This is a genomic window from Streptomyces sp. NPDC030799, from assembly GCF_055572255.1.
In genome coordinates this window covers 625,023-652,009 of record NZ_JBVIDS010000002.1, presented here as the reverse complement: position 1 = coordinate 652,009, position 26,987 = coordinate 625,023, and the positions used below count along the sequence as shown (strand labels likewise).

General features: G+C 74.6%; 27 protein-coding genes. 4 read left to right on the top strand and 23 right to left on the bottom strand.

The genetic code is table 11. The annotated features are described in order from the left end of the window. Window positions 1-78 precede the first annotated feature (78 nt). From ACZ41I_RS06845 to ACZ41I_RS06835, 3 genes are all read right to left on the bottom strand, one after another. Window positions 79-921, bottom strand: a complete 843-nt coding sequence (locus tag ACZ41I_RS06845; protein ID WP_399762623.1) for an oxygenase MpaB family protein — start codon at window positions 919-921, stop codon at window positions 79-81. Window positions 922-930: 9 nt separating this feature from the next. Further along, window positions 931-2,109 carry an acyl-CoA dehydrogenase family protein gene (locus ACZ41I_RS06840; RefSeq protein WP_468513359.1) on the bottom strand — a complete coding sequence of 393 codons (1,179 nt, stop codon included), beginning with the start codon at window positions 2,107-2,109 and terminating at the stop codon, window positions 931-933. A gap of 108 nt (window positions 2,110-2,217) precedes the next feature. Beyond that, window positions 2,218-2,589, bottom strand: coding sequence for a four-helix bundle copper-binding protein (locus tag ACZ41I_RS06835; protein WP_399762626.1), 372 nt, complete (start codon window positions 2,587-2,589; stop codon window positions 2,218-2,220). Window positions 2,590-2,780: 191 nt separating this feature from the next. Here ACZ41I_RS06835 and ACZ41I_RS06830 point away from each other — a divergent pair, with 191 nt between their 5' ends. Next, window positions 2,781-3,146, top strand: coding sequence for a DUF6479 family protein (locus tag ACZ41I_RS06830; RefSeq protein WP_363218346.1), 366 nt, complete (start codon window positions 2,781-2,783; stop codon window positions 3,144-3,146). A gap of 31 nt (window positions 3,147-3,177) precedes the next feature. Here the strand turns inward: ACZ41I_RS06830 and ACZ41I_RS06825 are convergent, their stop codons facing one another. From ACZ41I_RS06825 to ACZ41I_RS06755, 15 genes are all read right to left on the bottom strand, one after another. Beyond that, a complete protein-coding gene (locus ACZ41I_RS06825; protein ID WP_399762630.1) occupies window positions 3,178-3,633 on the bottom strand; it encodes an RpiB/LacA/LacB family sugar-phosphate isomerase in 456 nt (151 codons plus the stop codon). 452 nt (window positions 3,634-4,085) lie between these two features. Beyond that, a complete protein-coding gene (locus ACZ41I_RS06820) occupies window positions 4,086-5,615 on the bottom strand; it encodes an ANTAR domain-containing protein (RefSeq protein ID WP_468513358.1) in 1,530 nt (509 codons plus the stop codon). 123 nt (window positions 5,616-5,738) lie between these two features. Next, window positions 5,739-6,203 carry an STAS domain-containing protein gene (locus ACZ41I_RS06815; protein WP_468318008.1) on the bottom strand — a complete coding sequence of 155 codons (465 nt, stop codon included), beginning with the start codon at window positions 6,201-6,203 and terminating at the stop codon, window positions 5,739-5,741. Between the two features lie 127 nt (window positions 6,204-6,330). Continuing rightward, window positions 6,331-7,239: a glycosyltransferase family 2 protein gene (locus tag ACZ41I_RS06810; RefSeq protein ID WP_468513357.1), complete on the bottom strand. Its 909-nt coding sequence runs from the start codon at window positions 7,237-7,239 to the stop codon at window positions 6,331-6,333. Further along, window positions 7,236-8,177, bottom strand: a complete 942-nt coding sequence (locus tag ACZ41I_RS06805; RefSeq protein WP_468513356.1) for a glycosyltransferase family 2 protein — start codon at window positions 8,175-8,177, stop codon at window positions 7,236-7,238. Before ACZ41I_RS06805 ends, ACZ41I_RS06810 begins: the two co-directional genes overlap by 4 nt. Continuing rightward, window positions 8,167-9,165, bottom strand: a complete 999-nt coding sequence (locus tag ACZ41I_RS06800) for a glycosyltransferase family 9 protein (RefSeq protein WP_468513355.1) — start codon at window positions 9,163-9,165, stop codon at window positions 8,167-8,169. The genes ACZ41I_RS06805 and ACZ41I_RS06800 overlap by 11 nt, the downstream gene beginning before the upstream one ends. A gap of 430 nt (window positions 9,166-9,595) precedes the next feature. Continuing rightward, window positions 9,596-11,035, bottom strand: coding sequence for a PfkB family carbohydrate kinase (locus ACZ41I_RS06795; RefSeq protein WP_468513354.1), 1,440 nt, complete (start codon window positions 11,033-11,035; stop codon window positions 9,596-9,598). Next, window positions 11,032-11,733 (bottom strand): D-sedoheptulose-7-phosphate isomerase, encoded by a 702-nt coding sequence (locus ACZ41I_RS06790; RefSeq protein ID WP_363217978.1) that lies wholly within the window; start codon window positions 11,731-11,733, stop codon window positions 11,032-11,034. The genes ACZ41I_RS06795 and ACZ41I_RS06790 overlap by 4 nt, the downstream gene beginning before the upstream one ends. Beyond that, complete coding sequence (locus tag ACZ41I_RS06785; RefSeq protein ID WP_468513353.1) at window positions 11,730-12,962, bottom strand: glycosyltransferase; 1,233 nt, start codon at window positions 12,960-12,962, stop codon at window positions 11,730-11,732. Before ACZ41I_RS06785 ends, ACZ41I_RS06790 begins: the two co-directional genes overlap by 4 nt. Next, window positions 12,959-13,921 (bottom strand): glycosyltransferase, encoded by a 963-nt coding sequence (locus ACZ41I_RS06780; protein WP_468513352.1) that lies wholly within the window; start codon window positions 13,919-13,921, stop codon window positions 12,959-12,961. Before ACZ41I_RS06780 ends, ACZ41I_RS06785 begins: the two co-directional genes overlap by 4 nt. Then, window positions 13,918-14,928, bottom strand: coding sequence for a glycosyltransferase family 9 protein (locus ACZ41I_RS06775; RefSeq protein WP_363217975.1), 1,011 nt, complete (start codon window positions 14,926-14,928; stop codon window positions 13,918-13,920). Before ACZ41I_RS06775 ends, ACZ41I_RS06780 begins: the two co-directional genes overlap by 4 nt. Then, on the bottom strand, window positions 14,925-15,710 hold the full coding sequence (locus ACZ41I_RS06770; RefSeq protein WP_468513351.1) for a D-glycero-alpha-D-manno-heptose-1,7-bisphosphate 7-phosphatase: 786 nt from the start codon (window positions 15,708-15,710) through the stop codon (window positions 14,925-14,927). Before ACZ41I_RS06770 ends, ACZ41I_RS06775 begins: the two co-directional genes overlap by 4 nt. Beyond that, complete coding sequence (locus ACZ41I_RS06765; protein ID WP_399762646.1) at window positions 15,707-16,702, bottom strand: glycosyltransferase family 2 protein; 996 nt, start codon at window positions 16,700-16,702, stop codon at window positions 15,707-15,709. Before ACZ41I_RS06765 ends, ACZ41I_RS06770 begins: the two co-directional genes overlap by 4 nt. After that, window positions 16,699-18,333, bottom strand: coding sequence for a carbamoyltransferase (locus ACZ41I_RS06760; protein ID WP_399762648.1), 1,635 nt, complete (start codon window positions 18,331-18,333; stop codon window positions 16,699-16,701). Before ACZ41I_RS06760 ends, ACZ41I_RS06765 begins: the two co-directional genes overlap by 4 nt. 31 nt (window positions 18,334-18,364) lie before the next feature. Next, a complete protein-coding gene (locus ACZ41I_RS06755) occupies window positions 18,365-19,372 on the bottom strand; it encodes an NAD-dependent epimerase/dehydratase family protein (protein WP_399762649.1) in 1,008 nt (335 codons plus the stop codon). 360 nt (window positions 19,373-19,732) lie between these two features. On the opposite strand from ACZ41I_RS06755, the gene ACZ41I_RS06750 reads away from it, so the two are divergent. Beyond that, on the top strand, window positions 19,733-20,626 hold the full coding sequence (locus ACZ41I_RS06750) for a polysaccharide pyruvyl transferase family protein (protein WP_468513350.1): 894 nt from the start codon (window positions 19,733-19,735) through the stop codon (window positions 20,624-20,626). A gap of 472 nt (window positions 20,627-21,098) precedes the next feature. After that, window positions 21,099-21,662 carry a hemerythrin domain-containing protein gene (locus tag ACZ41I_RS06745; protein WP_363217969.1) on the top strand — a complete coding sequence of 188 codons (564 nt, stop codon included), beginning with the start codon at window positions 21,099-21,101 and terminating at the stop codon, window positions 21,660-21,662. Window positions 21,663-21,848: 186 nt separating this feature from the next. Here ACZ41I_RS06745 and ACZ41I_RS06740 read toward each other — a convergent pair whose 3' ends face one another. The 4 genes from ACZ41I_RS06740 to ACZ41I_RS06725 all read right to left on the bottom strand — a co-directional run bounded on the left by ACZ41I_RS06740 (window position 21,849) and on the right by ACZ41I_RS06725 (window position 25,307). Beyond that, window positions 21,849-22,187: a DUF3040 domain-containing protein gene (locus tag ACZ41I_RS06740; RefSeq protein ID WP_363217968.1), complete on the bottom strand. Its 339-nt coding sequence runs from the start codon at window positions 22,185-22,187 to the stop codon at window positions 21,849-21,851. A gap of 130 nt (window positions 22,188-22,317) precedes the next feature. Beyond that, on the bottom strand, window positions 22,318-22,677 hold the full coding sequence (locus ACZ41I_RS06735) for a hypothetical protein (protein ID WP_468513349.1): 360 nt from the start codon (window positions 22,675-22,677) through the stop codon (window positions 22,318-22,320). A gap of 222 nt (window positions 22,678-22,899) precedes the next feature. Further along, a complete protein-coding gene (locus ACZ41I_RS06730) occupies window positions 22,900-24,180 on the bottom strand; it encodes an MDR family MFS transporter (protein ID WP_468513348.1) in 1,281 nt (426 codons plus the stop codon). Further along, window positions 24,177-25,307: a PLP-dependent cysteine synthase family protein gene (locus ACZ41I_RS06725; protein ID WP_468513347.1), complete on the bottom strand. Its 1,131-nt coding sequence runs from the start codon at window positions 25,305-25,307 to the stop codon at window positions 24,177-24,179. The genes ACZ41I_RS06730 and ACZ41I_RS06725 overlap by 4 nt, the downstream gene beginning before the upstream one ends. Window positions 25,308-25,438: 131 nt before the next feature. Here ACZ41I_RS06725 and ACZ41I_RS06720 point away from each other — a divergent pair, with 131 nt between their 5' ends. Next, a complete protein-coding gene (locus ACZ41I_RS06720) occupies window positions 25,439-25,945 on the top strand; it encodes a hypothetical protein (RefSeq protein ID WP_468513346.1) in 507 nt (168 codons plus the stop codon). A gap of 56 nt (window positions 25,946-26,001) precedes the next feature. On the opposite strand, the gene ACZ41I_RS06715 is transcribed toward ACZ41I_RS06720, so the two are convergent. Further along, window positions 26,002-26,676 carry a histidine phosphatase family protein gene (locus tag ACZ41I_RS06715; RefSeq protein WP_399762657.1) on the bottom strand — a complete coding sequence of 225 codons (675 nt, stop codon included), beginning with the start codon at window positions 26,674-26,676 and terminating at the stop codon, window positions 26,002-26,004. Between the last annotated feature and the right edge of the window lie 311 nt (window positions 26,677-26,987).

Here is a 26,987-nt window from a genome sequence, read left to right as displayed (position 1 = left end):
AGGAGGCCGGCTCGGAACCGCGCCCCACCGCGCCGTCCCGATCCGCGCCACACCCCCCTGCCCGTCCAGTATGGCGGTCTATCGTCCGACTTTGTACGGTGCCGGACGTGCCTGCGGGCCGAGCCTCGCCATGGCCCTCAGGATGTGTTTGGGCGGCAGCTGCCAGCGCACACGTGCCGGAACGCGGCGCAGCAGCGCGCCCGTGGCCCGCAACCGGCGGGTCACGACGGCAGGTGCGGGGGCCGGTCTGCCGTACAGCTCGTGGGCGTACGGCGGCAGAGCGGCGTACGCCAACTGCGCCACGCGCCGCCACAGCGCCTCGCGCGCCGGGACGAGGAGGGGATGCGTCGGCGGGCGGAGCAGGAAGTCGTCCACCTCGCGTGCCTCGCGCCCCGCCGCCAGCTGCGGCCGTACCCTGTCGAAGTACGCGGCGAGTTCGGCCCGGCTCGCCGGTACGGTCTCCGGATCCAGGCCCACCAGGCGCGCGCTGACCCGGTGTTCGGCTATGTACCGGTCGGCCTGGGCGTCGGTGAGCGGGAAGCCCGAGCGGCGCAGCACGTGCAGATAGGAGTCGATCTCCGCGCAGTGCACCCACAGCAGCAGTTCGGGCTCGTCGACGCCGTAGCGCTCGCCGGTGTCCGGGTCGGTGGCCGTCAGCATGCTGTGGATCTTCCGTACGCGCGCGCCGGCCCGCTCGGCGGCCTGCGTGGTGCCGTAGGTCGTCGTGCCGACGAAGTTCGCGGTGCGCATCAGCCGGCCCCAGGCGTCGCGCCGGAAGTCGGAGTTCTGCATGACCCCGCGGACCGCGCGCGGGTGCAGGGCCTGAAGGTAGAGCGCGCGGACGCCGGCGACCCACATCATGGGATCGCCGTGCATCTGCCAGGTCACCGAGTTCGGCGTGAACAGCCCGGGATCGCCCATGCCCGCAGGCTAGCGCCGTACCCTCGGCATCCCCAGGCCGATCCAGGAGATGATCTCGCGCTGGATCTCGTTGTTGCCGCCGCCGAAGGTGAAGATGACCGCCGAGCGATAGCCGCGCTCCAGTTCGCCGTGCAGGACGGCACCCGCCGAGCCCTCCTTCAGCGGTCCCGCGGCGCCGGCGATCTCCATGAGCCAGGCGTAGGCGTCGCGGCGGGCCTCGGAGCCGTAGACCTTGACGGCGGAGGCGTCCTGCGGGGTGAGTGTGCCGTCCTGGACGGCCGTGACCATCTGCCAGTTCAGGAGCTTCAGCGCGTCGAGCCGGGTGTGGGTGCGGGCGAGGAGCCGGCGTACCCAGCCCAGATCCACCACGCGGCGGCCGTCGGCGAGTTTCGTCTCCGTCGCCCACCGCTGGACGTCGTGCAGGGCGCGGACGGCCATGGTGCCGTGCGCGGCGAGGGTGACGCGTTCGTGGTTGAGCTGGTTGGTGATCAGCCGCCAGCCCTGGTTCTCCTCGCCGACGCGGCGGGAGAGGGGGACGCGGATGTTCTCGTAGTAGCTCGCGGTGGTGTCGTGGGAGGCGAGCGTGGTGATGAGCGTGCAGGAGTATCCCGGGTCGGAGGTCGGCACCAGCAGCATGGTGATGCCCTTGTGCGGCGGGGCGTCCGGGTCGGTGCGCACGGCGAGCCACACCCAGTCCGCGGTGTCCCCGTTCGTCGTCCAGATCTTCTGCCCGTTGACGACGTACTCGTCGCCCTCGCGTACGGCCCTGGTCCTGAGGGAGGCGAGGTCGGTGCCGGCGTCCGGTTCGCTGTAGCCGATGGCGAAGTCGATCTCGCCGGAGAGGATGCGCGGGAGGAAGTACGCCTTCTGCTCGTCGGTGCCGAACCGCATGAGCGTCGGGCCGACCGTGTTCAGTGCCATCAGCGGCAGTGGTACGCCGGCCTGCGCGGCCTCGTCGAAGAAGATGAACTGCTCCATCGCCGTCATGCCGCGCCCGCCGTACTCCTTCGGCCAGCCGACGCCGAGCCAGCCGTCGGTGCCGAGCCGGCGGATGGTGTCCCGGTAGAACCGCTTCTGGGCGGCCGGGTCGGCGTACCGGGCGTAGGCGTTGTCCGGAACCAGTTCCGCGAAGTAGGCGCGCAGCTCGGCGCGCAGTCGCTGCTGCTCGGGCGTGTGGTCGAGGTGCACGGCGCCTCCAGGCTCCCCAAGGGCGGTCCTGACGGCGCACACCGTAGAACGTGTTTCAGAAATAGGGAATGACGTGTCCCGGGGAATTCCGGGCTTGCCGCGGGAAAGTCACACGAGGCTGTGCAGGAACTCCGAGCAGGCGTCGGCGCACGCCCGGCAGGTGGCTGCGGCCGACTCGGCGCCGGGCTGGTCGTCGAAGGCGCGGGCGCACTCCAGGCAGGCCGAGCGGCACCAGTCGAGCCGGACCCGGATCTCGTCCTCGTCCTGCCGATTCTCCTCGCCCAGGATGCGGCACGTGGAGTCGCACACCTCGGCGCACATGATGCCCAGTCTGCGCACCCGCTCCTGGCGCTCGGTGCCGTCCGGGTCGACCAGGCTCGCGCGCACCGCGCAGGCCCTGGCGCACTCGGTGCACGCCTGTGCACAGGCGAAGCGGTCCTCCAGGAACCGGTAGAGCTGCTGCGAGGTGGGCGATGTCACATTGTGCGGGTAGCCGGGGCACAGCACGGCAAACCACCATCCGGGCCGCAGAGGGCGCCGGTGTCGACGCGCACGGCGGCGGGGGGCGCCGCGCCGCCGCGCACCATGGATGCCGGGACCGCGCGGTACGTCCACCGCCGTCACGCATTGTGTCCGGTTCGTCCGGTTCTGGGCGGGGTATGCCTAGTTGTATGAGTACCGCATCGATGCAGCTGGCCGCAGCGAGCGGCCTGATGAGCCTGGTTCTGTTCATCGTGGCCATGGGTGTCCTGGCGCTGCTCGCCGGCGGCTTCTGGATGAACTCCCGCGTCAAGTACCGCGAGTCTCCTCGGCCGCGGCCCGAGGAACAGCCCAAGCTGCCGCCCGACGGCCCGGTGCGCGAACTGCGGGAGAACAGAGAATCCCAGGAGGTTCCCCAGGTCCCCAAGGGCAGCCGTCCGCTCACCCCGTACGAGCTGAGCAACATGGACTCCAAGCCGAGCGCGTCGAAGGATCGTCCGCGCTGGAGCCGGGGTTCCAGCGGTTCGTTCGGCGGCGGCGGACTGGGCGCCCACTGAATCCCGGCCCGCGCCGGACCGCCCTACGCCCCTAGGAATCCTTGCGGGCGGCGTCCAGGCGGCCGACGCGGGCCACGTTCTGCCGGTCCTCGGGGTCCTGGCTGGGTTCCGCCGCGAACCAGGCGTCGAGGATCTCCTTCAGCAGCGGTTCGGAGGTCAGGCGCAGGCTCAGCGCGAGGACGTTGGCATCGTTCCAGCGGCGCGCACCGTCCGAGGTCACGGCATCCGTGCACAGCGCCGCGCGCACGCCGGGCACCTTGTTGGCCGCGATGGACGCACCCGTGCCGGTCCAGCAGCACACCACCGCCTGATCGGCCGCGCCCTCGGCCACGTCCCGGGCGGCCGCCGCCGAGCAGACCGCCCACTGCGCGTCGGCGCCCGGCTGCAGCGCGCCGTACGCCCGGACCTCGTGGCCACGGCGCTGCAACTCGGCGATCAGCAGACGGGCCACGGGCTCGTCCATGTCGGAGGAGACGGAGATCCGCATACCGGGAGCCTAGCGCCTGGGATGCGACGCCGGACGGGGCGCGGCACGCCTCCTGGAGGCGGCGGCCGGTGTGCGCCCGGGTACGGGCACGACCCAGGGCTGCCCGCCCGGCACGCGCTCGTCCCGCGTCGGAAGACACGGGCAGGGGCGGGGACGCCCATCGGCAGCCGCTCGGTCTCGCCCCCATGACCGCAGCACGGGCACCCCGCGCAAGCACCCGACCGCCTGTTCACCAGGCGTACCGCCACCGCCTTACAGGCCCGCGGACCGCTCCCCGCCGGCCGTCGGCACGCTCGTCCCCGCCCCGCGAGCACCATCGCCACCCGGCGTGGCTGCCGGGTGGCGGGGACGGTGGGCGGGTGGTGGCTTGCCGGAGGTCCGGGGCTCCTGGCTGAGGCCCCGGTGGGCGCTCGGGCGCCGACCAGGACCCGCCGACAGGAGCCGGGGGGCGGTCAGGGGTGGTCGGGGCGCTGGGACGGAGGTACGCCGCCGCCCTCGCCGCCGCCCTTCTCGCCCTTGTCCGAGCCGTGCGGGCGGCCCGCCTTCCGGTCGGCCGTCTGGCGGGCCTTCAGCTCGCCGCTGTCCTGCGGGGTGGCGCCTCCCTTGTCACTGCGCCGCTGTTCGGGCTGCTGCGGATTGGACATGCGCCGGACTCCCTCCGAATGGTGCGGGGTGCGTGCACGCTCCGGGTTCCCAGAGCCGTGCGGGTCACCCGCGCCGGATGCGGCGGGCAAGGGGGCGGAACCGCTCGCCGCCCGGTGGAGGTGTTCGAGGGCGTCGAGGAGTACCGAGCGGTGGTACCAGCTCAGCCAGGCCGCCGTGTCGGCGGCCAGCAGGCCGAGCGCCTCGGCCTGGGCGGCGGTCGGCCGGTGCCCGGCGTCGGGCCAGTGCAGGGTGATCACGCCGGTGCAGGAGCCGGCCGAGGACAGCACGGGCACGCTCTGCAGGGCACCGGTGCCCGTGGTCAGCAGGACGCGCCGGAACTCCTCGGAGAGCAGCGCGTCGGCGGCCACGTCGGGCATGCTCACCCGGCATCCGCGCACTCGCGCCACCGCGTCGGCCGTGCCCTCGTCCCGGCCGCGCACGAGGTGGTCGACGAACGTGTCCACGCAGCCGTAGTGGGTCTCCAGCATCAGCGTGTTCGCGGCCGGGTCGACGAAGCGCACGTACCCCGCCGGGGCCCGCCCGATGGCCAGCGCCTCGTGCAGGACGGCGTCGATCATCTGCCGGCGGTAGCGGGGGTCACGGCCGTCGCGGGCCAGGATCCGCAGCTGCGGCACGGGCAGGCAGCGCCGGCCCGGGAACCACACCTCGCCGTCCGGGGGCCGGGCCACCACCACCGCGGAGACGAGGACGCGCAGCGGCACGTTGAACCGCTGCGAGGCCTCGCGCAGCACCCGGAAGGCGCTGCCGGAGTCGGGCAGGCCGTAGCGGACCATGAGCACGCCCTGCGCCATGCCGATGACCGGCGCGGTGCGTACCCGGGCGCGCAGCGCGCGCACCTCCTTGCGCAGGTCCTCGTAACTGGGCCGCAGCGGATCCGCCATCTGCGACCGCCAGGCGGGCAGGTCCTCCACGCGGGAGGCGGCGCGGGCGAGCTCGTGCAGCGCCTCGTCGAGGGTGGCGTAGAGCCGGACGCCGTTCAGGCGGGCCAGGTGCACCGCCTCGCGCACTCCGGGCCGGGCACGGACGATGATCAGGTCCGGGCGTCCGGTGCGCGACCGGGTCGTCTCACTGAGCGTGTGCAGCACGGCGGCACCGCCGAGTTGCACATGGCCCATGTCGAGGACGGGCCGCAGGCCCGCGCGGTCCGCCTCCTCCAGGTGCCCGCGCAGCTCCGCCGACCAGGCCTCGGCTCCCGCGGCGTCGAGGCTGCCCGACATGCGCAGCAGCAGCGCTCCCTCGGCGGGCAGTCCCTCCACGACGGACGACTCGATGACGAGCGGGGCCGGGGCGGCGGGCGGTTCGGAAGAGGGTTTCATGGCATCACCGGGATCAGGACGTCGCAGAAGACTCAAAAGGCCTCTTCCTGACCACTGTGCACGGTAGGTGTCCGACCCGCGATCGCGCCATCCACCGCGCCGGACGGATGCCCGCCGGTGTGCTCACCAGGCGGTGCCGCCGGGCCGCGGCCCCGCGCGTCGTGCGGCCTCCAGCGGTTTCTGCAGGGAACCCAGGGCGGACGCCATCGTGGCATGGGCCCGCACACCCGGCAGTCCCGCGGCGCGCAGCGCCTCCCGCACGTGCGGCCGGGGCTGTACGACGGGCAGGGCGCGACCGGCGAAGGCGAGGATCCCGGTCGCCCGGTCGACGGCGCGCACCGCCGCGGCGCAGGCGAGATACAGCTCGGTCATGTCCAGCACGGGGTGTTCGCCGGCTCTGTCGGCCTCGGCGATGTGCTCGGCGAGCGCCTCGGAGAACTCCCCGGCGTTGGAGGCGTCGACCGTGCCCCGGGCCTTCAGGACGCTGAGCGCGCCGAGCTCGGGGCGGTGCTCGTGCACGGTCTGCAGGAGCAGCGGGGCCGGGCCGCCGGGGCGGACCCGGGCACGGGGGCGCTGACCGTCATCCATGGGGATCGCGCTTCCTGGGCGGGGAAGGATCAGAGCAGCCAGCCGCGTCTTGACCGGGGAGTTCACTGTGCCTGCGCGCCGCGCCCGGCGCAACGACTGCGGCCGGGCGTGTCGCGCCGGGTGCGATTCAGCCGACATACCGCCGTGCGGGTGAACTCCGGCGGGCCCGTTCCAGTGCCGCGAGCCGGCGTTCCAGGTCCGGCGGTACGGGGTCGCGCTGGCGCAGCACCCAGGGCAGTCCGGCGGTGGCGTGGGCGAAGGCGCGCGCGGACGCGGCGTCCCGGGGCACGGTCCGCATCAGGTGCCCGGTGCGGCGCAGCGCCGGCAGCAGCGGGCGGCGCAGCCAGGTGAACCACAGCGTGTTGCGCAGGCCGAGGACGCGCCGGGCCGTGCTGTCGCGCAGCCGGGAGGCGCGGTGGTGCACGGTGAGCTCCTCGGCGTAGGCGAGCCACCAGCCCTGCCGCAGCAGGTCGCAGGCGAGCAGTTCCTCCTCGCCGCCGAGCCACAGCCCGGGGTGGAAGCCGCCGCCCGCCCGGAAGGCCTCGGTCCGCAGCACGGTGGCGGCGGCGAGGAACGAGCCGAGGGCGGGGCCGGGAAGCCAGTCGGGTCCGGGCAGCGGGGACTCGCGCAGTTCCCGTACGACGGGGTCCTCGGTGCCTTCGGGTTCCACGACGATCCGTGCGGTGACGGCCGCGAGCCGGGGCCGGGCGTCGAGCAGGTCGGCGGCCCGGCGCAGGCTGCCGGGCTCCCACCAGGTGTCGTCGTCGCAGAAGGCGACGTAGGGCGTGCGGACCTGCCGGACGGCGAGGTTGCGGCCGATGGCCCCCAGGTTGCGGCCCGGGCGCAGCAGTGTCACCTGGGGGAAGTCGCGGGCGACCGCTTCGGCGGTGCCGTCGGTCGAGGCGTTGTCGGTGACGATCACGCGGGGGCGTTCGGGCAGCCGGTGCAGCAGGGCGAGGGTGTGCAGCAGTTCCTCGCGGCGGTTGTGGGTGATCACGACGACGGTCGTACGGTCGTCGGGGGCGGTCCGGGTCATCGCGCGGGATCTTCCTGCGGGCGTACCGCCGCCTGCCGGTCGAGCAGGCGGGCGGCGTGTTCGACGTGCGGGGGCAGGGTGCGGCGGCGAGCCAGGGCGGCCGGGAAGCGCACGAGGGTCTCCTTCAGGGCGCGGCGCGCGCCCGGGCGGCCGGCCGCGGCGGCCACGGCGAGGCCGGCACCGGCCCGCAGCGCCACGGGCCAGGGGCGGCGCAGACAGGTGGTCAGCACGTGGTTGCGGCGGACCAGGAAGGGGCGGCCGGTGCGGCCGTGGTCCTCGGGGTGGTGGCGGGCGCACAGTGTGGGTTCGTAGGCGACGCCCCAGCCCTCGGCGGCCAGGTCGTAGGCGAGCAGGGTCTCCTCTCCGCCGAAGAAGAGCAGCGGGTGGAAGCCGCCGACGGCGAGGAAGGCCTCCCGGCGCACCACACAGGCGCAACCGAGGAAGCCGAGCACCGGGCGGCCGGGCAGGTCGGGTTCCGCGGGCAGGGGCGAGGCGTCGAGGACGGCGTTGAGGGGATCCTCGGCGGCCTGGTCGCCGACCAGGGTGCGGGCGGCGAGCAGACCGAGCCGGGGGTGGTGGTCGAGGAGGTCGGCGGCGCGGCGCAGGCTGCCCGGCTCCCACCAGGAGTCGTCGTCGCTGAAGGCGACGTAGGGGGTGCGGGCGTGCCGGACGGCCAGGTTGCGGCCGAGAGCGCCGGTGTTGACCGCGGGTCGCAGCAGGCGGGTGAGGGCCGGGTGACCGCGCACGGCCCTGCGGGTGCTGTCGTCACGGGAGTTGTCGACGACGATGACCGGCGGCCGCTCGGGCAGCTCGGCCAGCGCGTCGAGCGTACGCAGCAGGCTGGCGGCCCGGTCGCGGGTGATGACGGCGACGGTGATGCGCGGGTCCGGCGCAGCGGTGGCCCTGCGGATGCGGCCGGGGGCGGACTCAGTGGACATGCGCCACCTCCGGTCCGGCCTGCCGGGAGCCGCCGCCGGCCGGGCCGAGCAGCGTCAGGCAGGCCGCGGCGACCTCGCCGGAGCGGATGCGCAGCAGGCGGGCGTCGGGGCTGCGGCCGTGCGGGTCGCCGGGCGGGCCGGGCTTCCACAGGGCCAGGTGAGCCGGGCTGCGGGGCGGGCCCCACAGGCGCGGGGACACGGGTCCGAAGAGGGTGACGGAGCGGGTGCCGTGGGCGACCGCGAGATGCGCCAGGCCGGTGTCGCCGCTGAGCACCAGGGACGCCTCGGCCACCAGCGCGGACAGCTCGGCGTACGGCAGGCCGCCCGCGAGTACGTCATGGGCTCGGTGTCCGCTGCGCTCGGCCACCGAACGCACGAGGCCCTCCTCGCCGGGCCCGCCGGTGAGCACGACGTGGTGTCCGGCCGCGCGCAGGCACCGTACGACGGCGGCGTACCGCTCCCCCGGCCAGCGGCGGGAGCCGGAGGCCGCGCCGGGGTGCACGACCACCGCACCCGGCGCCGGGGACGGCGTGCCCGGCCGGGGCAGCCGCAGGTCCAAGGGGTCGGCCGGGATGCCGTAGGCGTGCAGGAAGGCGCACCAGCGGTCCCGTTCGTGCAGGTCGGCCTGCCAGGGCGGGCCGTTCTGGGCGGCATGGGCGAGCAGCCTGCGCGGGTGTACGGCCGCGAGGGCGTCGCGGCTCTCCGGGCCGTTGCCGTGCAGGTCGATCGCCACGTCGGGCGGCGCGCCGGTCCAGTGCGTGAGGGACGGCACCGCCCGCCCCGGGGCCTCGGCCGGGAAGACGGCGTCGACCGCCCCGGTGGCGCGCGCCGGTTCGGCGAGGGCCGGCGGCAGGGCGAGGACGGTGCGATGGCCGGGAAAGGCCCGCCGGATGCCGCGCAGCGCGGGCACGCCGGCCAGCAGGTCACCGAGCCCGAGCGCGCGCAGCACCAGGACGACCGGGCGGTGGGACGAGTGCGTGCGGGTCACCGGGTGACTCCTCCGAGGGGTGCGGCTGCCGTGGCGCAAGGGCGGGCGAGTACCGCGTCGCGGGCGGGGGACGCGTACCGGATGGCGGAGCGGGCCGGGCCGGGACCCGAACCGTCGGACCGGTGCCCGGCGGCGCGCGGATCCTGGCCGCCAGTGCCCTGCGGCGGCCAGGCCGCCCCCCGACGCGGGACGGCCAAGCACCAAGTGCAGGCCCCGGCCGGCCACTGCCCTGCCGACCGCACCAGGGACCGAACCCGGACGGCCGCACACCGAGCAGAAGCCTGCCACCGCCGGGCGGTCCGCGTCGGCGCCGGTCCGGGACGGCCGGGTGCCGCCGGGGCGCACGGCGGGGTGTGGGGTGGTCGCCGGGTGTCGTATCGGGTCCGCCGCGCGGTGTCCGGGGCGGTGCGGCGTGCCGGGGGTCCGGGGGTCACCTGGGAGTTCCTCCCGTGGGAGCCGGGGACCGGGCTGCGCGGTGGGCCAGGGCGGTGGTGGAGCGGCCGTCCAGGTAGGGCAGCAGCAGGACCTGACCGCCCCAGCTCTCCACCAGGGGCTGTTCGGGCAGCTCGGTGCGGGCGTAGTCGCCGCCCTTGGCCCAGATGTGCGGCCGGAGTTCGCCGAGGATGCGTTCGGGCGTGTCCTCGTCGAACACGGCGACCGCGTCGACGCACTCCAGGGCCCGCAGCACCCGGACCCGGTCGGGCGCCGGGACCAGGGGGCGTCCGCTGCCCTTGCGGCGGCGTACCGAGTCGTCGGAGTTGACGCAGACGATCAGGCAGTCGCCGGCCCGGCGGGCCGCCTGGAGGAGGGCGACGTGCCCGGCGTGCAGCAGGTCGAAGCAGCCGCCCGCGGCCACGACGGTGCCGCCCGCGGCCCGGACCCGGGTGGCCGTGCGCACGGCGTCCGCCATGGTGTCTCCGCAGGGCGAGGCCGCCTCGGGGGCGTCCGCCCGGTCCGCGGTGGCGACCGCGCGGGCGCCGCCCTCGGCGACGTAGCGGGTCGCGGCGTGGACGGCGGCCTGCACGGCGGCCTCGGTGAGCGCGCCGTCGGCGAGCAGTCCGGCGGCCGCCGCGGCGAACCGGTCGCCGGCGCCGCACGGGTCGCCCGCCGCGGCGGCCGGGGTCGGTACCAGCAGCGGTGTCTCGCCGTGGGAGAGCAGCGCGCCGCGCTCGCCCAGGGTCACGGCGACGGCCCGGGCCTGCCAGGCCCGGACCAGGGTGCGGGCGTCCCGTGCGGCGGTGCGCAGCCCGGCCTCGTCGCCCGTGTCGTCGGCGTGGTCCAGCCGGCGGGCGAAGGTGCGGGCCTCCTGGGCGGAGGGCGTGGCCAGGCGGACGCCGGGGACCGGGGGCCGGCCGCGTACATGGGGATCCCACACCACGGGTGCCCGGCCGGCGGCGGTGGTCAGGGCCGCGCGGAGGACGTCGGCGGTCCCCCGGCCGTAGTCGGCGACCAGGACACCGTCGGCTCCGGTCACGGCGGTCTCGGCGGCCGCCGTCGCCGTGCGGGCGCGTCCCTCGCCGTCGTCCAGGCGGAGCAGCGGCCGGTCTCCGGCCATGACCCGGGTCTTGCTGCTCAGGGTGCCGTCCAGCGGCACGTCCACCAGGTCGACACGGCCGGCCAGCAGCTCGCGCAGCGTGTCACTGGCGGGGTCGTCGCCGAGCGCGGTGACGAGGGTGACCGGGCGGCCGTCGGCGGCGGCGAGGCAGGCGGCGAGGGCCGCGCCGCCCGGGCGGGAGCTGCGCCGGGTGCCGTGCACCACCGGCACGGGGGCGTCCGGTGCCAGCCGCTCGGCCCGGCCGCACAGGTCGTGGTCGAGCAGCGCGTCGCCCACGACGACCAGGCGGGTGCGTGAGCTGTTCGAGCTGTTCATGCGTGTCCCTTCCTCGGGGCCACGGGCGTGCCGTCCGCGGACCGGCCGACCGTGCGGGCCCGGCCGACGAGCCGGCCGACGACACCCGGCCTGCCGTCCACGCCGCCGGACTCGGTGCGGTCCGCCTCCCCGCGCTCCACCGCGCTGTCGAAGGCCTCGCAGAGCATGTGCACGGCGACCAGGTGGAGTTCCTGCACGGTGGCGGCCACCGGTGCGTCCACGCACAGCGCGGCGTCCGCGCCGAGCTGAAGGGGGTTGGGGGCCCGGCCGGTCAGCGCCCACACCGTCATGCCGAGGCGGTGGGCGCGGTCGGCGGCGGCCAGCAGGTTGGCGCTCGCGCCACTGGTGGACAGCAGCAGGAGTACGTCTCCGGGGCGGCCGTGGGCGGCGGTCTGCCGGGCGAAGATCTCCTGGACGCCGTAGTCGTTGGCGATCGCGGTCGTGGACGAGGTGTCGGCGTGCAGGGCGAGGGCGGAGAACGGCGGCCGGTCGTCGCGGTAGCGGCCGACGAGTTCGGCGGTCAGGTGCTGGGCCTGTGCCGCGCTGCCGCCGTTGCCGGCGACGAGCAGCCGGGCCCCGGAGCCGAGGCGGCGGGCGAGTTCGGTGCCCCACTGTTCGATGAGGGATCCGTGCTCGCGGAACGTGTCCAGGGCCTTGGCGAGGTCGTCGCAGTGCGTGGTGTCGTGGACGGTCTTCATCGGACGACTCCCGAGAGCGAGGGGATCGAGGACACGGCGCCGTACACCGCCGCCACGCCGTCGGCCACGCGGTCCCAGGTGTAGTGGCTCAGCACCCGCTGCCGGCCGGCGGCGCCGTACCGGGCGAGCCGGCCGGGGTCGGCGAGGAGCGCACGGACGACGGCGCCGAGGTCGTAGTCGTCGTCGGCCGGGACCAGCACGCCCGTGGTGCCGTCCACGACCGTGTCGAGCTGGCCGCCGACCGCGGTCGCGACGACCGGCGTCGCGCAGGCCATGGCCTCCAGCGGGACGATCCCGAAGGGCTCGTAGCGGGGCAGGGACAGCACGAGGTCCGCACCGGCCATCAGCCGGGGCATCCGGGCCCGGCTGATGCCGCCGAGCAGGGTGACGCGGTCGCTGACGCCGTACTCGCCGGCGATGGCGTACAGGCGTTGCGCCTCGGGTTCGGCGCCGAGCAGGTCGGCCTCGGGGCCGCCCGCGATGAGCAGTTCGGCGTCGGGGATGCCGGCCAGGGCGCGGATGGCGCGGTCGAAGCCCTTGCGGGGCACCAGCCGGCCGACGGCGAGCAGCCGCCTGCGGGCACCCGCCGGGCGGCTGCGGGCGGCGGGCGCGAACTGGTCGGGGTCGACGCCGCAGGGTACGACGCTGATCCGGTCCTCCGGCAGTCCCATGGCCTTCAGTTCGGCGACCTCGTCGCTGCAGGTGGCGATGATCCGGGCGCACTCGTGGCCGACGGCCTCCTCGATGGCGAGGCGCTGCGGCGGGCTGGTGTCGGCGGCGCCCTGATAGCGCTTCTTGACCGTGCCCAGCGCGTGATAGGTCTGCACGACCGGTATGCGGAGGTCCCGGGCCCCGACGAGGGCGGCGAGGCCCGACATCCAGAAGTGGGAGTGCACCACGTCCGGTGTGCTCTGCGACCACTGCCGGGCCAGAAAGGCTCCGAACTCCTCCATGTGCGGCAGGAGTTCGTCCTTGGGGACCGGGGTGGGCGGTCCGGCGGGCACGTGCACCACCTGCACCCCGTCGATGAGGGTCACCCGGTCCGGCAGGCCCGCCGAGTCCCGCCGGGTGTACACCGTGACCCGGTATCCCTTTCTGGCGAGCTGCCGCGCTACCTGCGCCACGTACACGTTCTGGCCGCCGGCGTCCGGTCCGCCGAGCGCGGCCAGCGGGCTGGCGTGCTCGGAGACCATGGCGACGCGCCCGGCCGTGTGCGGAATGCGGCTCATCGGGTGACCTCCTTGATCAGGCGCTCCCAGTCGTCCAGGAAGCGCCGCTCTCCGTAGCGGGCCAGGGCCGCGGCCCTGGCCGCCGCGCCGGTGCGGCGGGCGAGCTCGGGTTCGGCGAGGAAGGCCCGTACGGCGTCCTCCAGTACGTCGAGACGGTTCGAGACCACCCCGGCGCCGGCGGGTACCGCCTCCCGTACCTCGGTGGTGTCGAGGGCGACCACCGGCATGCCCAGGAACATCGCCTCCAGCAGCGACAGCCCGAGCGACGTCCAGCGCACGGGGTGCAGATAGAGCCGGCAGCGGGCCATCTCCCGGTGCAGTTCGTGCTGGGGCAGGTCGCGGCTGCGGCAGCGGTCGGAGAGCAGACCGAGGTGCTCGGCGAGCCCTTCGGTGCGCATGCCGAAGACGTCCAGGGGAGCGCAGCGGGCGAAGCGGGGCAGCAGGTCGGTGCCGGTCGTGCGGCCCCTGCGCACGGGCTCGTTGACGACGACGGCCGCGCGGCGCTCGGTGCCGGTCCAGCGGTGGCCGGGGTCGATGATGCCGTGCTCCACGACGTCGGTCGGGGCCCGGCCGTTGTCCCACATGAGCCGGTTGAAGTGGGTGACGTGCACGATCGGGATCGCCGACTGCCCCGCCAGCGGGTGGAGCTGCCGCTCGGGGGACGCGTCGGGGCTGTTGTGCTCGACGTACACGGCGGGCACGTCCACGCCGGGGCGGCGGCCGGTCCAGCGCGGGGCCAGGTCGAGTTCGTGCGGCCGCTGCAGCACCATCAGGTCGATGTCGCGGTCCCACAGCTCCTTCGGCGTGCACTCCTCGACGGTCTCGGGCCAGTCCCAGGTCACGGCCCGGCCGAGCCCGTCGGGGCCACGGTCGTCGGTGACCGGGACCAGATAGGTGTGCGGGCCCTGCACGAAGGCGGTGAGCCACGATCCGTGCACGTGCCAGACGAGGATGTTCATGAGTGCCGCTCCTGGATGAGCTTGTGCACCGCGCGCACCACGTCCTGGCCGGTGACCTCGTCCAGGCAGGGGTGTCCGGGCACTGGGCAGGTCAGCGCCCGGGTGTTGGCGCACGGCGCCGACTGGTCGCCGAGGAGGATGGTGGGGACGCCGTACGGGGCCCAGCGCTCGGCCGGGACGACCGGCGCGAACAGCGACACGACCGGGGTGCCGACGGCGGCGGCGAGGTGAGCGGGGCCGGTGTTGGCGCTGATCACGACGTCGGCCAGGCGCAGCACGCCCGCGAGGGTGCGCGGGGAGGTCCGCCCGCCGAGGTCGACGCCCACGTCCCCGCTCACGCACCGGGTCAGCACACGCTCGTGCGGGCCGCCGGTGACGACCACGCGGTGCCCGGCGTCGGTGAGCAGGGCGACGGCGTCCGCGCACCGGTGGGGACTCCAGGCGCGGGCGGGCGCGCTGGCGCCGGGGTGCAGGACGACGTACGGGCCGTTGCCGGTGAGGCCGCTGGTGTCCGGCGGCGGGAGCACGCGCAACCGCCCCTCGTCTCCCGGAGGCAGCCGGAAGCCCATGGCGGCGGCGGTGTCGAGCGCCGCCTCGACCTCGTGGCGGCCGGGCAGCCGCCGGTGCCGTACGTCGAGCAGCCGCCCGGGGTGGTCGACGCTGTCGGCGCCGATCCGGCCGACGCCCGCCAGCCGCAGCAGCAGCGCGGTGGGCAGCGGGCTCTGGTGGAAGGAGGTGAGGACGAGCGCGGCGCCGAAGTCCCCGGCGCGCAGCCGGCCGACCAGGTCCTCGACGTCCCCCGGGTTCACCTCGGGCGGGTCGAAGCCCTCCCAGGGCGCCTCCCACACCAGCACCTCGTCGACCCCGGGCAGCAGCCGGGCCGCATCCGCGCCGCGCGGACCGCACAGCATGGTGACGTGCGTGCTGTGAGCGGCGACGGCACGCACGGCCGGCCCGGCGAGCAGCACATCACCGAAGCTGTCGAGCCGCACGACGAGAACCTTCACGGCGACCGCCTCCCTTGCCGGCCCAGTGCGTCCAGCCGCGGCGGCCGCACTCGGCCCGGCCCCGCCGCGTCCGACGAACAAGACCACGTCCCATCCGGGACCGCGGCGTGCCGCGAAGAGGACGACGTCCCGTCAGGGACCGCCGCGTCCCGCTCGGACAGTCGGCCTCCGCCCGGGACCGCCGCCTCCGGCCGGGACAGCCACGGTCCGGCCGCGTCCGCCCCTTCCCGCCGAGAGGACTCCGTCTCAGTCGGCCTCGCCACCCCCGCCAGGGCCATGTGGACCGCGGTGAGTACGTCGGGGGCGGTCAGGGCGGCGAAACGGGTCACCTCCGCCGGGGCCGTGGCGGCGTTCGGGACGAGGAGCCCGCGGGCGCCCGCCGCGTGTGCCGCCAGGACGTCGGCGGCGATGTCGCCGACCACCAGGCACTCGGCGGGTGCCACGCCCAGCCGGGCCGCGGCCGCGAACACCAAGCCCGGTCGCGGCTTGCGGCAGGGGCAGCCGGCGGCCGGGGTGTGCGGGCAGAACTCCCAGGTGTCCAGGCCGCCCAGCAGGGCGTCGGCACGCTCGTTGACGCGGCGCACGTCGTCCGCGGTGAGCAGGCCGCGGCCGATGCCGGACTGGTTGCTGACGACACCGGTGGCGAGGCCGTGGGAGCGTGCGAGAGCGACGGCCGCCGCAGCGCCCGGCAGGAGCCGGACGCGATCGGGGTCGGCGTTGTAGGGCACGTCCGCCACGAGGGTGCCGTCGCGGTCGAACAGGACGGCGGAGACAGAGTTCACCCGGTACCTCCCAGCGGTCGTGCGTGCCGGTGGCGGACGACTCCGCGCAGCCAGTGCCGTACGGCGAGCGGCGGGATGAGCACGCTCGTGCCGAGCATCCCGGCGATCTCGCGGGCCGTACGGGGGCCGGGCAGGATGCGGGCCAGGGCGAACTCGGCCGTGCCGAGCGTCCACACGGCCGCGCAGACGGTGGCGGCCCTGCGGCGGCCGGCCAGTGCGCAGGTGGCCGTGGCGAGCGCGGCACCGGTCACGGCCAGGTGGCGGGGCAGCCGGCCGCGGGGCGCCTGGGCACGGTCCCACCAGTCGCGGCCGTGCAGCCGGTTCATCAGCGCGTCGTCGGCGTTGCCGCGCTGCGCGGGCAGCGAGGCCCACCAGTGCGCCGGGCGGACCGGGTGCCGGGTGGTCCGCCTGCCCCTGATCAGCGACCAGCCGGCCCGCTGGACGCGCAGGGCGAGGTCGGCGTCCTCACGGAAGGCACGCGGGAAGCGTTCGTCGAAGCCGCCGACCCGGGTGAGCGCGGCGGTGCGGTAGGCCATGTCGGCGGTGGCCCAGGCGGCGTTCTCCAGGCCCTTGGTGTTGCGTTCCCAGTCCGTGGGCCGGCGGTCCGGGGGCAGGGGGACACGCAGCTGTCCCTGGATGCCGCCGACCTCCTGGTCGGCCTGGCGCAGGTCCTCGGCGAGCAGCCGGGACCAGTCGGGCAGCACCTGGACGTCGTCGTCGAGGAAGACCGTCCAGGGGGTCTCGACGGTGCGCCAGCCGGCGTTTCGGGCCGCGGCCGGGCCCTTCCCGCCGGTGCGCAGGATCCGCACCCGGTCGAGCAGCGGCCCGGCCGCCCGCAGCGGCAGCTCGCCGTCGGGCGCGGGCCGGTCGTCCACCACGATCACCTCGTGCGGCGGCTGCCCCGCTGCCTCGGCGAGCGCGCGCAGGCACTCGGCGAGGCAGGGACGGCCGATCGTCGGGACGACGACGGTGTAGGCGGGCGCACCGGTCATGCGAACGCCTTCCCTCGGCGGATCGCGAACGGTCCGAGCACCAGCAGGTCCACGGGTGCGGAGCCGAAGCACTCCAGCGCGTCACGCGGGTCGTCGACCATGGGCCGTCCGGCGGTGTTCAGGCTGGTGTTGACGACCACCGGCAGCCCGGTGCGCCGCTCGAAGCCGTCGATCATCCGGGCGACGAGGGGTTCCAGGTCGCGGTCGACGGTCTGGATGCGGGCCGTGCCGTCGACGTGGACGACGGCCGGGATGCGGTCCTTCCAGTCGGCGGCCACGTCGTGCACGAACAGCATGTGCGGGCTGGGCAGCGGCCCGTCGAAGATCTCGGCCGCCCGTTCCGCGAGGACCATGGGGGCGACCGGCCGGAACTCCTCGCGTCCCTTGACCGCGTTGAGCCGCTCCAGGTTGTCCGCCCTGCCGGGGTGGGCGAGCAGCGAGCGGTGGCCTAGGGCGCGCGGCCCGTACTCGCTGCGCCCCTGGAACCAGGCCACGATCCCGTCGGCGGCCAGCGCCTCGGCGGCGGTCTCGGCGATGTCGGCGGGCTCTTCGTACGGTACGGCCGCCCGCTCCAGCCACGCCCGTAGCTCGGCGTCGGTCCAGCCCCGGCCGAGTGCGGCGGTCGGCATCGGCTCCAGGGTGTCCTTCTGGCCGGCGACATGTGCGGCCGCGCCCAGGGCGGTACCGGCGTCTCCGGCGGCGGGCTGGACCCACACGTGCGCAAAGCCGCTCTCGCGCCACAGCCGGGTGTTGGCGACGCAGTTGAGGGCGACACCGCCGGCCAGGGTGAGCGCGTCCTCACCGGTGCGCTCGCGCAGCCAGCGGGCGAGGGCGAGCATGGCCTCCTCCAGGCACAGCTGGGCGCTGGCGGCGAGGTCGGCGTGGTCCTGGCTCCAGGTTCCGCCGGCCGGGCGGGGCGGGACGAGGTCGGCCCAGGGGACGGGACGGGCGCGGAAACCGCCCTGCGTGTCGGCCTGGACGTATGCGCGCAGCCGGTCCGCGAATCGCGGGGTGCCGTAGGAGGCGAGGGCCATCACCTTGAATTCGTCGCTGCTGCGCAGGAAGCCGAGGTGCTGGGTGAGGTCCTCGTAGAACAGGCCGAGGGAGTCGGGCAGTTGCTGGGTGCCGAGGACCGTCAGTTCCCGGTTGGTGCAGCGGCCGGCCAGATGGGAGCCGCATTCGCCGCGGCCGTCCAGGACCAGGACGGCGCAGTCGGGGTACGGCGAGACGGGTCCGGCGGAGGCGGCGTGGGCCACGTGGTGCGGGACGAACTTCACCTTCGCCGGGTCGAGTCCGGGCAGGGCCTCGGCGAGGAAGCCGGGGGCCTGGCGGGCGTACTCCTGGCGCAGATGGTCCCAGGGGTCGTCGAGGCCCATCCGGTCGGCCGGGCGGGCGAGCGCGGGATCGTAGGAGTAGGCGACGGCGTCCAGGTCGGACGGGGTGAGGCCGGCCTGCTCCAGGCACCAGCGGGCCGACTGCTCGGGCAGCTCCCAGGCGGAGAAGGGGACGGGCCGTTTGCCGTGTTTGCGGCGCGAGAACCGCTCCTCCTCCGCCGCCGCCACGATCTTGCCGTCGGTGATCAGGGCGGCGGCGGGGTCGTGGAAGAGTGCGTTGATACCGAGGACGTGCATGCGCTGCTCCAGTGCGGCGGGCGGTCGGGGGTCAGGACTGCGGTGCCGGGTCCTCCTCCCCCGGGACCGGTTCGGGGGGCCGGGCGGCGAAGTAGGCGATGGTCTGCTTCAGGCCCTCCTCCCAGGGGACCTGCGGCGACCAGCCGAGCAGCTCGCGCGCGAGGGTGGTGTCGGGGCGGCGGCGGCCGGGGTCGTCGACGGGCCGGTCGATGAACGCGATCGGTGAGCGGGAGCCGGTGAGGGCGACCACCCGGCGGGCCAGGTCGGCCACGGTGATCTCGTCGCTGCCGCCGATGTTCACGGGCCGCACGGCCCTGCTCGCGGCGACGCGGAGGATGCCGTCGACGGTGTCGTCCACGTAGCACAGCGAGCGGGTCTGGCTGCCGTCGCCGGTCACGGTGACCGGCTCCCCGGCCAGGGCCTGGCAGATGAACGTGGGCACCGCGCGGCCGTCGTGGGCCCGCATGCGCGGCCCGTAGGTGTTGAACAGCCGCACGATGCCGGCGTCGGTGTCCTTGCTGGCGGCGTGCGCGGTGACCAGGGCCTCGGCGAACCGTTTGGACTCGTCGTACACGCTGCGCGGCCCGATGGGGTTCACGTTGCCCCAGTAGCCCTCGTGCTGCGGGTGCACCTGCGGATCGCCGTAGACCTCGGAGGTGGAGGCGAGCAGGAAACGCGCGCCGTCACGTTCGGCGATCGCGAGCGCGTTGCGGGTGCCGAGGCTGCCCACGTCCAGGGTCTCCAGCGGCAGGCGCAGGTAGTCGGCGGGCGAGGCCGGGCAGGCGAAGTGCAGCACCAGGTCGTACGGCCCCGTCAGGGACTCCACGCAGTCGGGGTGGGAGACGTCGCAGTGCACGTACCGGAAACCGGGCCGGTCCTCGAGCTGGGCGACGTTCTCGCGCCGCCCGCAGGCGAGGTTGTCGGCGCAGTCGACTTCGACGCCCGAATCCAGCAGGCTCTCGCACAGGTGTGAGCCGAGGAAGCCGGCGCCGCCGGTCACGAGGGCGCGCCGCCAGGGAAACGGTGTGTCACCAGTCATGGGGGCCATTCCTTCGTCCACGTCGTCGCGCCCGTGGAACGCTCCTGGCTGGGCTGTCGCAGCGCTCCTGCCTGGGCGTTCGGCGCGTACCGCGTCGCCGGGCCGGGTTCGTCGGCCCGCTGAGGGAAGCACGGAGGGAAAAGGGGGGAGATCTGGGCAGGGCACGGGTCCCGCTCGTCTGGAGGACCGCCCTGGTCGGCCGCCGCTGGCTGGACGGCGCTGGCAGCGAGTGCCCCTGCCAGTTGGTTTCACACGTTGGATTCTTATTGTCCGGAAGCACGGGTACTCGCGCGACTCCGAGGCGGTCGGCGGGCGGGAGGCCGGAGAACCGTAAAAGCCGGAGTGAGGCAGGAGAGGGACATGGACGACGACCTCACGGCCGCTTTGCTGCGCATGCTGCGCGGGTCCGGCCGGCCTCCCGGGCGGGTTCTGCTGACGGGCTGGTTCAGTTTCCTGGACGGGGAGGCGACGGCCGGTGACACGCTCGCGCAGCGGCAGGCGTCCGCCGCGCTGACCCGGGCGGGCATCCCGCACGACACGGCGTGGAGCCCCGGCTTCCGTCCCGGCGCGCTGTCCTTGGAGGCGGCGCGGCCGGAGGCGTACGGCACCGTGCTCTTCGTGTGCGGTCCGGTGCACGGCCCGCAAGTCGCCCGGCTGCATGCCAGGTTCAGGACCTGTCGGCGACTCGCGGCCGGCGTCTCGGTCGTCGATCCGGCGGATCCCGGGACCACCGGTTTCCACGAGATCGTCGCCCGCGACGGCACCGCGGCCCCGGCCCGGCACGATCTTGCGGCGGCGGCCCCTGCGGGCCCGCTGCCGCCCGTGGCCGGGGTGCTGCTCTCCCAGGGGCAGGGCGAGTACGGCGCGCGCCGCCGGCACGAGGAGGTCAACACACGGCTCACCCGCTGGCTGGCCGGGAAGGACTGCGCACGCGTACCCGCCGACACCCGGCTGGCCACGGACGACTGGCGGCTGTGCGCCTCGGCCGAGCAGTTCCTCGCCCTGGTCTCCCGCTTCGACGTCGTCGTCACCACCCGGCTGCACGGCCTGGTGCTGGCCCTGCGCACCGGCACCCCGGTGATCGCCGTGGACCCGGTCGCGGGCGGCGCCAAGGTCAGCGCCCAGGCGCGGGCGGTGGGCTGGCCCGCGCTGATGGACACGGGGAGTCTGGCCGAGGAATTGCTGGACCGCTGGTGGCAGTGGACGCTGTCGGAGCCGGGCCGCACGGCCGCGGCACGCCACTCGTTGCGCTGACTCCGACGGGCCGATAACACCGATGCCACAGCCGACCGAGCCGGAACGGACGGCCAGAACCCGTCGCGGCCGGCTCGCGCCGTGCCGCCGCCCCGGCGCCTGCCCCAGCCGGCCGGAGGGCCTCGCCCCATTGACCCGACGCGCAGACCCGGCAATGCCGGGGCCCGGCTGAACGGCCACGGCCCCGCGCCCGACGCCACCGACCGGCAACCACCCCAATCAACCGGACGCCCGCGTCACATCCGCCCGACACACAGACCCGGCGACTACCGACGCCCGGCTGAACGGCTACCACCCCCGCGCCCGACGCCGCCGACCCGGCGACCACCCGAGTCGGCCGGACGGACGCAGTCAGCCACCCGATGCACTGACCCGGCGCGGGCTGGCCGTGTAGCGCGCCGTGCTCGGGGCACTCGGCGCGGCGACGGCAGGCCGTCATGGGCCGCCGCGATGTCTCGCAGGAGGTAACGACATGGGTCACGGCGGAAACGTCATCCAGGAGCTGACGACCGACCACCGCGAGGTCGAGGAGATCTTCGGCCGTATCGAGGCGCTGCCGCCCGGCTCCAAGGACCGCAAGAACCTCGCCGACCAGGCCACGATCGAGCTGGTGCGCCACTCGGTCGCGGAGGAGGCCTATCTGTACCCGGCGGTGCGCGAGCACATCTCCGGCGGGGACGCCCTGGCCGACAAGGAACTCGAGGATCACGCCAAGGCCGAACAGATCATGAAAGACCTGGAGGGCATGCAGGCGGACGATCCGCAGTTCGACACGCTGATGGGGCAGCTGATGAGCGAGATCCGCTCGCATGTGACGGACGAGGAGCAGAACCTCTTCCCGCGGCTGGAGTCCGCCTGCCCCGCCGATGCGCTGATGGACCTGGGCGACAAGGTGCGCCGGGCGAAGAAGATGGCCCCCACGCGACCGCACCCGTCCGCACCGGACACTCCCCCGGCCAACAAACTCCTGGCCCCGGGCACCGGCCTGGTGGACCGCATGCGCGATGCGCTGACGGGTCGGGGCAAGGAGAGCTGACAGCAGCGACTGGCGCGCTGGGGCAGGCCGGGTCCAGGGGAGAGGGATCCAGCTTGCCGGGCGCGCTCGGGGCTGGTTTCCGGATCGGGGCTGGTTTCCGGATCTGCGGGATCGGGGGCCTGGCTTGGCTCGACTGGGCCTGCCAGGCCCCCAGGGCTGAGGTCGGTCACCGGCCTCCCGCCGTCGTCAGAGCCACTCCCTCATCCGCTCCCCCGTGTGGGACCGCAGGCGGGTCGTGCGGCAGAGGAGGCGGAAGGCCTGCAGGAGGGTCAGGGGCCACAGGAGAGCGAAGCAGCACAGCAGCGCGGGGTCCGAGGTGCGGATGCCCATGACGGCCACGAACGCCGAGGCGGTGCCCAGCAGCAGTACGGCCGCGGGCAGCCAGCCCCTGCGGTGGCCGTCCCCCATGCGGCGCGCGAACCGGTGGTCCTGCCGGAGGTCCGTCTCGATCTGCAGCAGCACCAGCCGTTCGCGCGGCGACAGCCGTACCTCGTCATGCATGTCCCACATCTCCCAGTCGTCCACGGCAACGGCACCTCCTCCGCCGATCGGCGGCTTCCGTCCCCGGACGCCCGAGTTCCCCGGGACGGGCCGGCCGATGCGGTGGACACTGCCGCCGGCCCGCACGGCTCCGCGAGGCGCACCAGGCAGGGATTCACCCAGCGGGCCGGAACAGCACGGACCGGAAGTGCAACGTGTCGGGGGAACCGGGGGCATCCGGTGCGAGCGTGGTCCTGGGGCCCTCGCAGTCCCTCTCCTCGTACACATCGGCATAGGCATTGGTGACGTTGTGCGGGGCGTCTGCATACGTGCGCGAGTCCGCGGAAGACCCCAGCTCAGGAATGTTGATGCACTCGTTGAGGTCCGGATCTTCCAGCGTTCCGGCGTGACGGCCGCCCGCCTCGACGAGGCCGTATTCGAGTGCGCCGTCGGCCCCCGCACGGGCGGAGGCGGAGACGGAGAGGACAAGGGTGACAGCACTCGCGAGGGAGAGCAGCGCGGTGCGCAGGCGCATGGGGGTCCCTTCGGTGGGGGCGGGTCCGGACGGTCCGGGCGGCCTTCCCATGGTGCTGGCGCCCGGACCGGAAACCCGTCGAAAGCGCTGTTCATGCGTATAGTCCACCCTCGGGGGTGACGGCACCGGACGGTACGCGGCCAGCGGCTGACAGACCGAAGGCCGTCCACCCCTGGGGTATTCATTCCCTGCTCCCCGCCCGTGTGAAGGATTGCCCCCTCTTCACGGGGCAACCGCCGTGAGCTTCCGCTCGGTTCCTGCCGACAAGCGACCCGAGCGCGCCAGCAGCCCCACGCAACCGGCACAGATGCCGCCCGTCGTCGCGAGCGCCCACCAGGTCAGCTCGGGGAGTCCCAGGCGGTCGGCAGCGTCCCAGACGGCGCCGGTGGCCAGGTTGCCCAGTGTGATGCCCAGGCCGGCGACGGTGTTGTACAGGCCGTAGTGGGTGGCGACCAGGCGTCCGCCCGCGAGGGAGACGACGGTGTCCATCTCGAAGGGGTAGACCAGCGCGGTGCCCAGTCCCAGCACGGTGACCGCCGCGAGGAGTGGGGTCAGCGCCGCAGCCCAGGTCAGTGGGCTCGAATCCCGGGCGACCGGGGTGGTCCCGAGAAGCAGGGGCAGAAAGGCCGCACCCATGAGTGCGATGCCGTACACGAGGGCGCGCTGGGACGACCAGTGCGCCTCGGCCCAGGCGGTGATCTTCAGTTGGCCGGCCACGGAGACCGCGGCCGAGACCGCGAACAGCGCCGTGGTCACCGCGTCGCCGCCGTCCGGGGCGGCGCGATGCGCCTGCAGCGGCAGCGCCAGGTACACCTGGAAGGACAGGACGTAGGAGCCGATCATGGCGAGCGAGAAGAGCAGGAACGGGCGGTTGGCGACGACCGTGCGCCAGTTGGCCGGCACGCCGTCCGGCTCGGCCTGCGACGGACCCTGACGGGCCGGCAGCAGGCGCACCTGGACCAGCGTCAGCGCCAGGAACAGCATGGCGGCCACCGAGCAGATGAACCGGAAGTCGGCAGCCAGCAGGGCGAGTCCCACCAGGGGGCCGAGGAACATCCCGGCCTGGTAGAAGACGTTGAAGGCGGCGAACGCCTCCACCCGACGCTCCCCCGCCTCCTCGGCCAGACAGGCGCGCACGGCAGGGTTGAACAGCGCGCCGGCGAAGCCGGTCGCCGCCGACGCCACCACGAGCGCGGGGAGCGAGCCGACGCAGCCCAGCAGGCCGAAGCCGACCGTCCGCAGCACGCACCCGGTCATGATCACGGGCTTGTGGCCGAGCCGGTCGGCGAGCGTGCCGCCGAGGAGGAACATGCCCTGCTGGGTGAAGTTGCGCACCCCGAGCACCAGCCCGACCGACCAGGCGGCCAGGCCCAGGCCGTCCGCGAGATGCACGGCCAGATAGGGCATCAGCATGTAGAAGGCCGTGTTGATGGTGAACTGCTGGACCATCAGGAACCGGAGACAACCGTTGAACGAACGGAACTGAGCGGCGAGGGACTTCATCGCGCCGCCCCCTCGGGCACGACGACAGTCGTACAGCGGGTCCAGCGCTCCACCACGCCCTCGGCCGGGTGGGCGATCTCGTCCGGTTCGGCTGCCGGGGAGCGGTGCAGGAGGTCGTGCCGGCGGCAGAAGTCGTCGCTGTAGACCGTGTCCCAATAGCGGTGCACGCCGTCGGGGAAGACGGCAGCGATCCTGGTCCGCTCCGGCTCGGTACGGGCCAGCCAGTTGGCCACCAGTGCCACGGCGCCCACGCTCCAGCCGCCGCCGGCACAGTGGCCGCGGGCCAGCCGGCGGGAGGCCCACACCGCCTCCTGCGGGGCCACCCAGTGCACCTCGTCGAAGGCGGCGTGGTCGACGTTCCCGGGGTGGATGCTGCTGCCCAGGCCGCGCATCAGCCGGGGGCCCGCGGGCTGGCCGAAGACCGTGGAGTGCACCGAGTCGACGCCGACGAGCTTGAGCTGCGGGTTGAAGGCGCGCAGAGTGCGCGCGACGCCGGCCGAGTGGCCGCCGGTACCGACGGCCGCGACCAGGACGTCGACCCGTCCGAGCTGGACGACGAGTTCCAGCGCCAGTGAGGCGTAGGCGGCGACGTTGTCGGGGTTGTTGTACTGGTCGGGGCACCAGGCCGACGGTGTGCGGGCGAGCAGCTCGCTCACGCGCCGGCGGCGTGCCTCCTGCCAGCCGCCCGGGCAGGCGGGCTCGGTGACCACGTGCACGTGCGCTCCCAGCGCCCGCAACTGGTGCACCATCAAGGGCTCCAGGCCGGGATCCGAGACGAGGGTGACCGGATGGCCGTAGGTGATGCCGGCCAGTGCCAGGCCGAGACCGAGGGTGCCGCTGGTGGACTCGATGATCGGGGCGCCCGGCGGGAGGTCGCCCCGCTGTCGTGCGGCGTCGACCATGTGGAGGGCCGCGCGGTCCTTGATCCCTCCGGGGTTGGCGCCCTCCAGCTTGGCCCAGAAGCCGCGGCCCGCCGGGTTGAAGGGCTCGCCGACCCACAGGACAGGGGTGTTGCCGACCATGCCGGCCGGTGACCGGCGGGGTGCTCCGGGCGGTTCGGGGAGGTCGTGTGCCGCGATCAAGGACGTGACGTCGTGCGAGGTGACGCTGCGCAGCGCAGTGCTCATGGTGGGGGGTCCTCTCGTGGCTCCGCTGCCGCGGGAGCCACGTGTCTGCCGTACGGATGGAAGTGCCGGAAGGCCCGGCGTTCGGCCGGGCGGCACCGTCACGTACGGCTGACACAAACGAGGTGGAGCAGGTGGGAGCCGCAGGGGCTGCCCACAGGCCCTGGACCCGCTCTCCCTGGCGGGGCACCCGGCGGCGCCGGGTCCACGGGGCGCTGACGCACGAAGAGCAGAGCGAGCAGCGCGAACGCGAGGAGGACGGCCCCGGCCGTGGCTCGTGGCCCGGCGGGCAGGTCCGCAGGATCGCAGCACACGCTGCCGCGTCCGGGATGTTCGTCGGCTCCGTGCCCCGGGCCGAGGTCCTCCGCCGCTTCCCGGACGGACCGCAGTACGGCCGCTCCGGCCTCCTCGGGTGCCGCCGGCGCGGCCACCGGTACCCCCTGCGCGTGGAGGTCGTGCGCGTGGCCGTCGGCAAGGTGCCCGGCACACGCGACGGCGTGGGCCAGGAGCAGCAGCACCAGTCCCAGGAGGAGGACGAGGGCCGGCTTGCGCACCCCCGCGCAGCCGGCAGATTCCTGCGGCATGCGACAGATGGTAGGCGGACGGTCACCCTCCGGCAGGTTCCCTCCCCGTACGAGTGAAGGACGAGTGTCGGGGGAGCCTCCCGTTCACGTCCGCGGAGTGCTCGGCCGGCTGGTCAGGAGTGTCCCACCAGTGGTGGGCATGCGTGCCGACAGAGCCGCGCGGCATGCCGGCCGGCGGTGCGCCTGGGCCTCGTCGGCCCGGTGCCGAGCAGAGTCGTATGCCGGCCGCTGCTCGGTGCGGGGAATATGGTGGCCGGCCGGATGCTCCAGACATCACCGCGCCGCGTGAGGCAGACGTCGTGCAGGGGCGATATCCGCAGTTGCCAGAAGGCTCGTGCGGGTGCGGCCAGGGCGTGGACGAGGAGGGCTCGCCACACGGCCGGTTCGACGACGGCCAGGGCGTGGCCGGTGTCGGGAGGCAGGCCGGTGAGCCAGAGCGCGGTCCGGTGGCAGAGCCGGCGGATGGATTCGCCACCGTGCGGTGCCGCATCCGGGTCGGTGAGCCAGGCACTGTATCCGTAGGGGTCCGCGGCGACGATGTCGGCCGCGGTACGGCCGCGCCATGCGCCGTAATCCAGGTCGCGCAGTGCGGGCTCCGCCGCGGCCCTCAGCGCGAGGGCCGCGGCGATGCGCGCGCAGCGGCTCGTGGGCGACCGCACGGCCGACGTGTCCGGGCCGAGCGTCGTCAGAACGGTGCTCGCCCCGTCGATGTCGCAGTCACGGGGCAGAGCGTGGCCCCAGGTCGCGTCTGCGGGGTGCGCGCACACAAGTGTCAGGCTGATCGTCATGCGGCTGCCCTCCTCATGGGGCCCGGCGTGACGCCGCCGGGTACGACACCGCCAGGTCGATGCCGCTGGACCGTCGTGCCGGCCTGCGGGCGGCGGCAGCGAGCGGTCTCGACCGCCGCCGGCACCACCTCGGTCGGCTCGTTGCGTTCCACGTTCTCCAGGGTTGGCGAACCCGGTTGCCGTAACCATCCGGCAGCAGGCCGGAGCATCCCCGCCGACCGGCCGGTCCCGGCCCCGCCACCTGGCCGGTCGTCCGTCTCGGGGAGCGCGGCGCTGCTCGGCGTGGTACGACGGACGGTGATCCGACGGCG

Bases quoted from the DNA above. Each gene is read 5' to 3' on its own strand.
- ACZ41I_RS06790 (WP_363217978.1), bottom strand. From the start codon at position 11,733: ATGAAGACCGTCCACGACACCACGCACTGCGACGACCTCGCCAAGGCC.
- ACZ41I_RS06765 (WP_399762646.1), bottom strand. From the start codon at position 16,702: ATGACCGGTGCGCCCGCCTACACCGTCGTCGTCCCGACGATCGGCCGT.
- ACZ41I_RS06745 (WP_363217969.1), top strand. From the start codon at position 21,099: ATGGGTCACGGCGGAAACGTCATCCAGGAGCTGACGACCGACCACCGC.
- ACZ41I_RS06760 (WP_399762648.1), bottom strand. From the start codon at position 18,333: ATGCACGTCCTCGGTATCAACGCACTCTTCCACGACCCCGCCGCCGCC.
- ACZ41I_RS06820 (WP_468513358.1), bottom strand. From the start codon at position 5,615: ATGAAACCCTCTTCCGAACCGCCCGCCGCCCCGGCCCCGCTCGTCATC.
- ACZ41I_RS06805 (WP_468513356.1), bottom strand. From the start codon at position 8,177: ATGTCCACTGAGTCCGCCCCCGGCCGCATCCGCAGGGCCACCGCTGCG.
- ACZ41I_RS06735 (WP_468513349.1), bottom strand. From the start codon at position 22,677: ATGCGCCTGCGCACCGCGCTGCTCTCCCTCGCGAGTGCTGTCACCCTT.
- ACZ41I_RS06715 (WP_399762657.1), bottom strand. From the start codon at position 26,676: ATGACGATCAGCCTGACACTTGTGTGCGCGCACCCCGCAGACGCGACC.
- ACZ41I_RS06785 (WP_468513353.1), bottom strand. From the start codon at position 12,962: ATGAGCCGCATTCCGCACACGGCCGGGCGCGTCGCCATGGTCTCCGAG.
- ACZ41I_RS06830 (WP_363218346.1), top strand. From the start codon at position 2,781: ATGAGTACCGCATCGATGCAGCTGGCCGCAGCGAGCGGCCTGATGAGC.
- ACZ41I_RS06795 (WP_468513354.1), bottom strand. From the start codon at position 11,035: ATGAACAGCTCGAACAGCTCACGCACCCGCCTGGTCGTCGTGGGCGAC.
- ACZ41I_RS06825 (WP_399762630.1), bottom strand. From the start codon at position 3,633: ATGCGGATCTCCGTCTCCTCCGACATGGACGAGCCCGTGGCCCGTCTG.
- ACZ41I_RS06750 (WP_468513350.1), top strand. From the start codon at position 19,733: ATGGACGACGACCTCACGGCCGCTTTGCTGCGCATGCTGCGCGGGTCC.
- ACZ41I_RS06730 (WP_468513348.1), bottom strand. From the start codon at position 24,180: ATGAAGTCCCTCGCCGCTCAGTTCCGTTCGTTCAACGGTTGTCTCCGG.
- ACZ41I_RS06845 (WP_399762623.1), bottom strand. From the start codon at position 921: ATGGGCGATCCCGGGCTGTTCACGCCGAACTCGGTGACCTGGCAGATG.
- ACZ41I_RS06755 (WP_399762649.1), bottom strand. From the start codon at position 19,372: ATGACTGGTGACACACCGTTTCCCTGGCGGCGCGCCCTCGTGACCGGC.
- ACZ41I_RS06815 (WP_468318008.1), bottom strand. From the start codon at position 6,203: ATGGATGACGGTCAGCGCCCCCGTGCCCGGGTCCGCCCCGGCGGCCCG.
- ACZ41I_RS06780 (WP_468513352.1), bottom strand. From the start codon at position 13,921: ATGAACATCCTCGTCTGGCACGTGCACGGATCGTGGCTCACCGCCTTC.
- ACZ41I_RS06810 (WP_468513357.1), bottom strand. From the start codon at position 7,239: ATGACCCGGACCGCCCCCGACGACCGTACGACCGTCGTCGTGATCACC.
- ACZ41I_RS06725 (WP_468513347.1), bottom strand. From the start codon at position 25,307: ATGAGCACTGCGCTGCGCAGCGTCACCTCGCACGACGTCACGTCCTTG.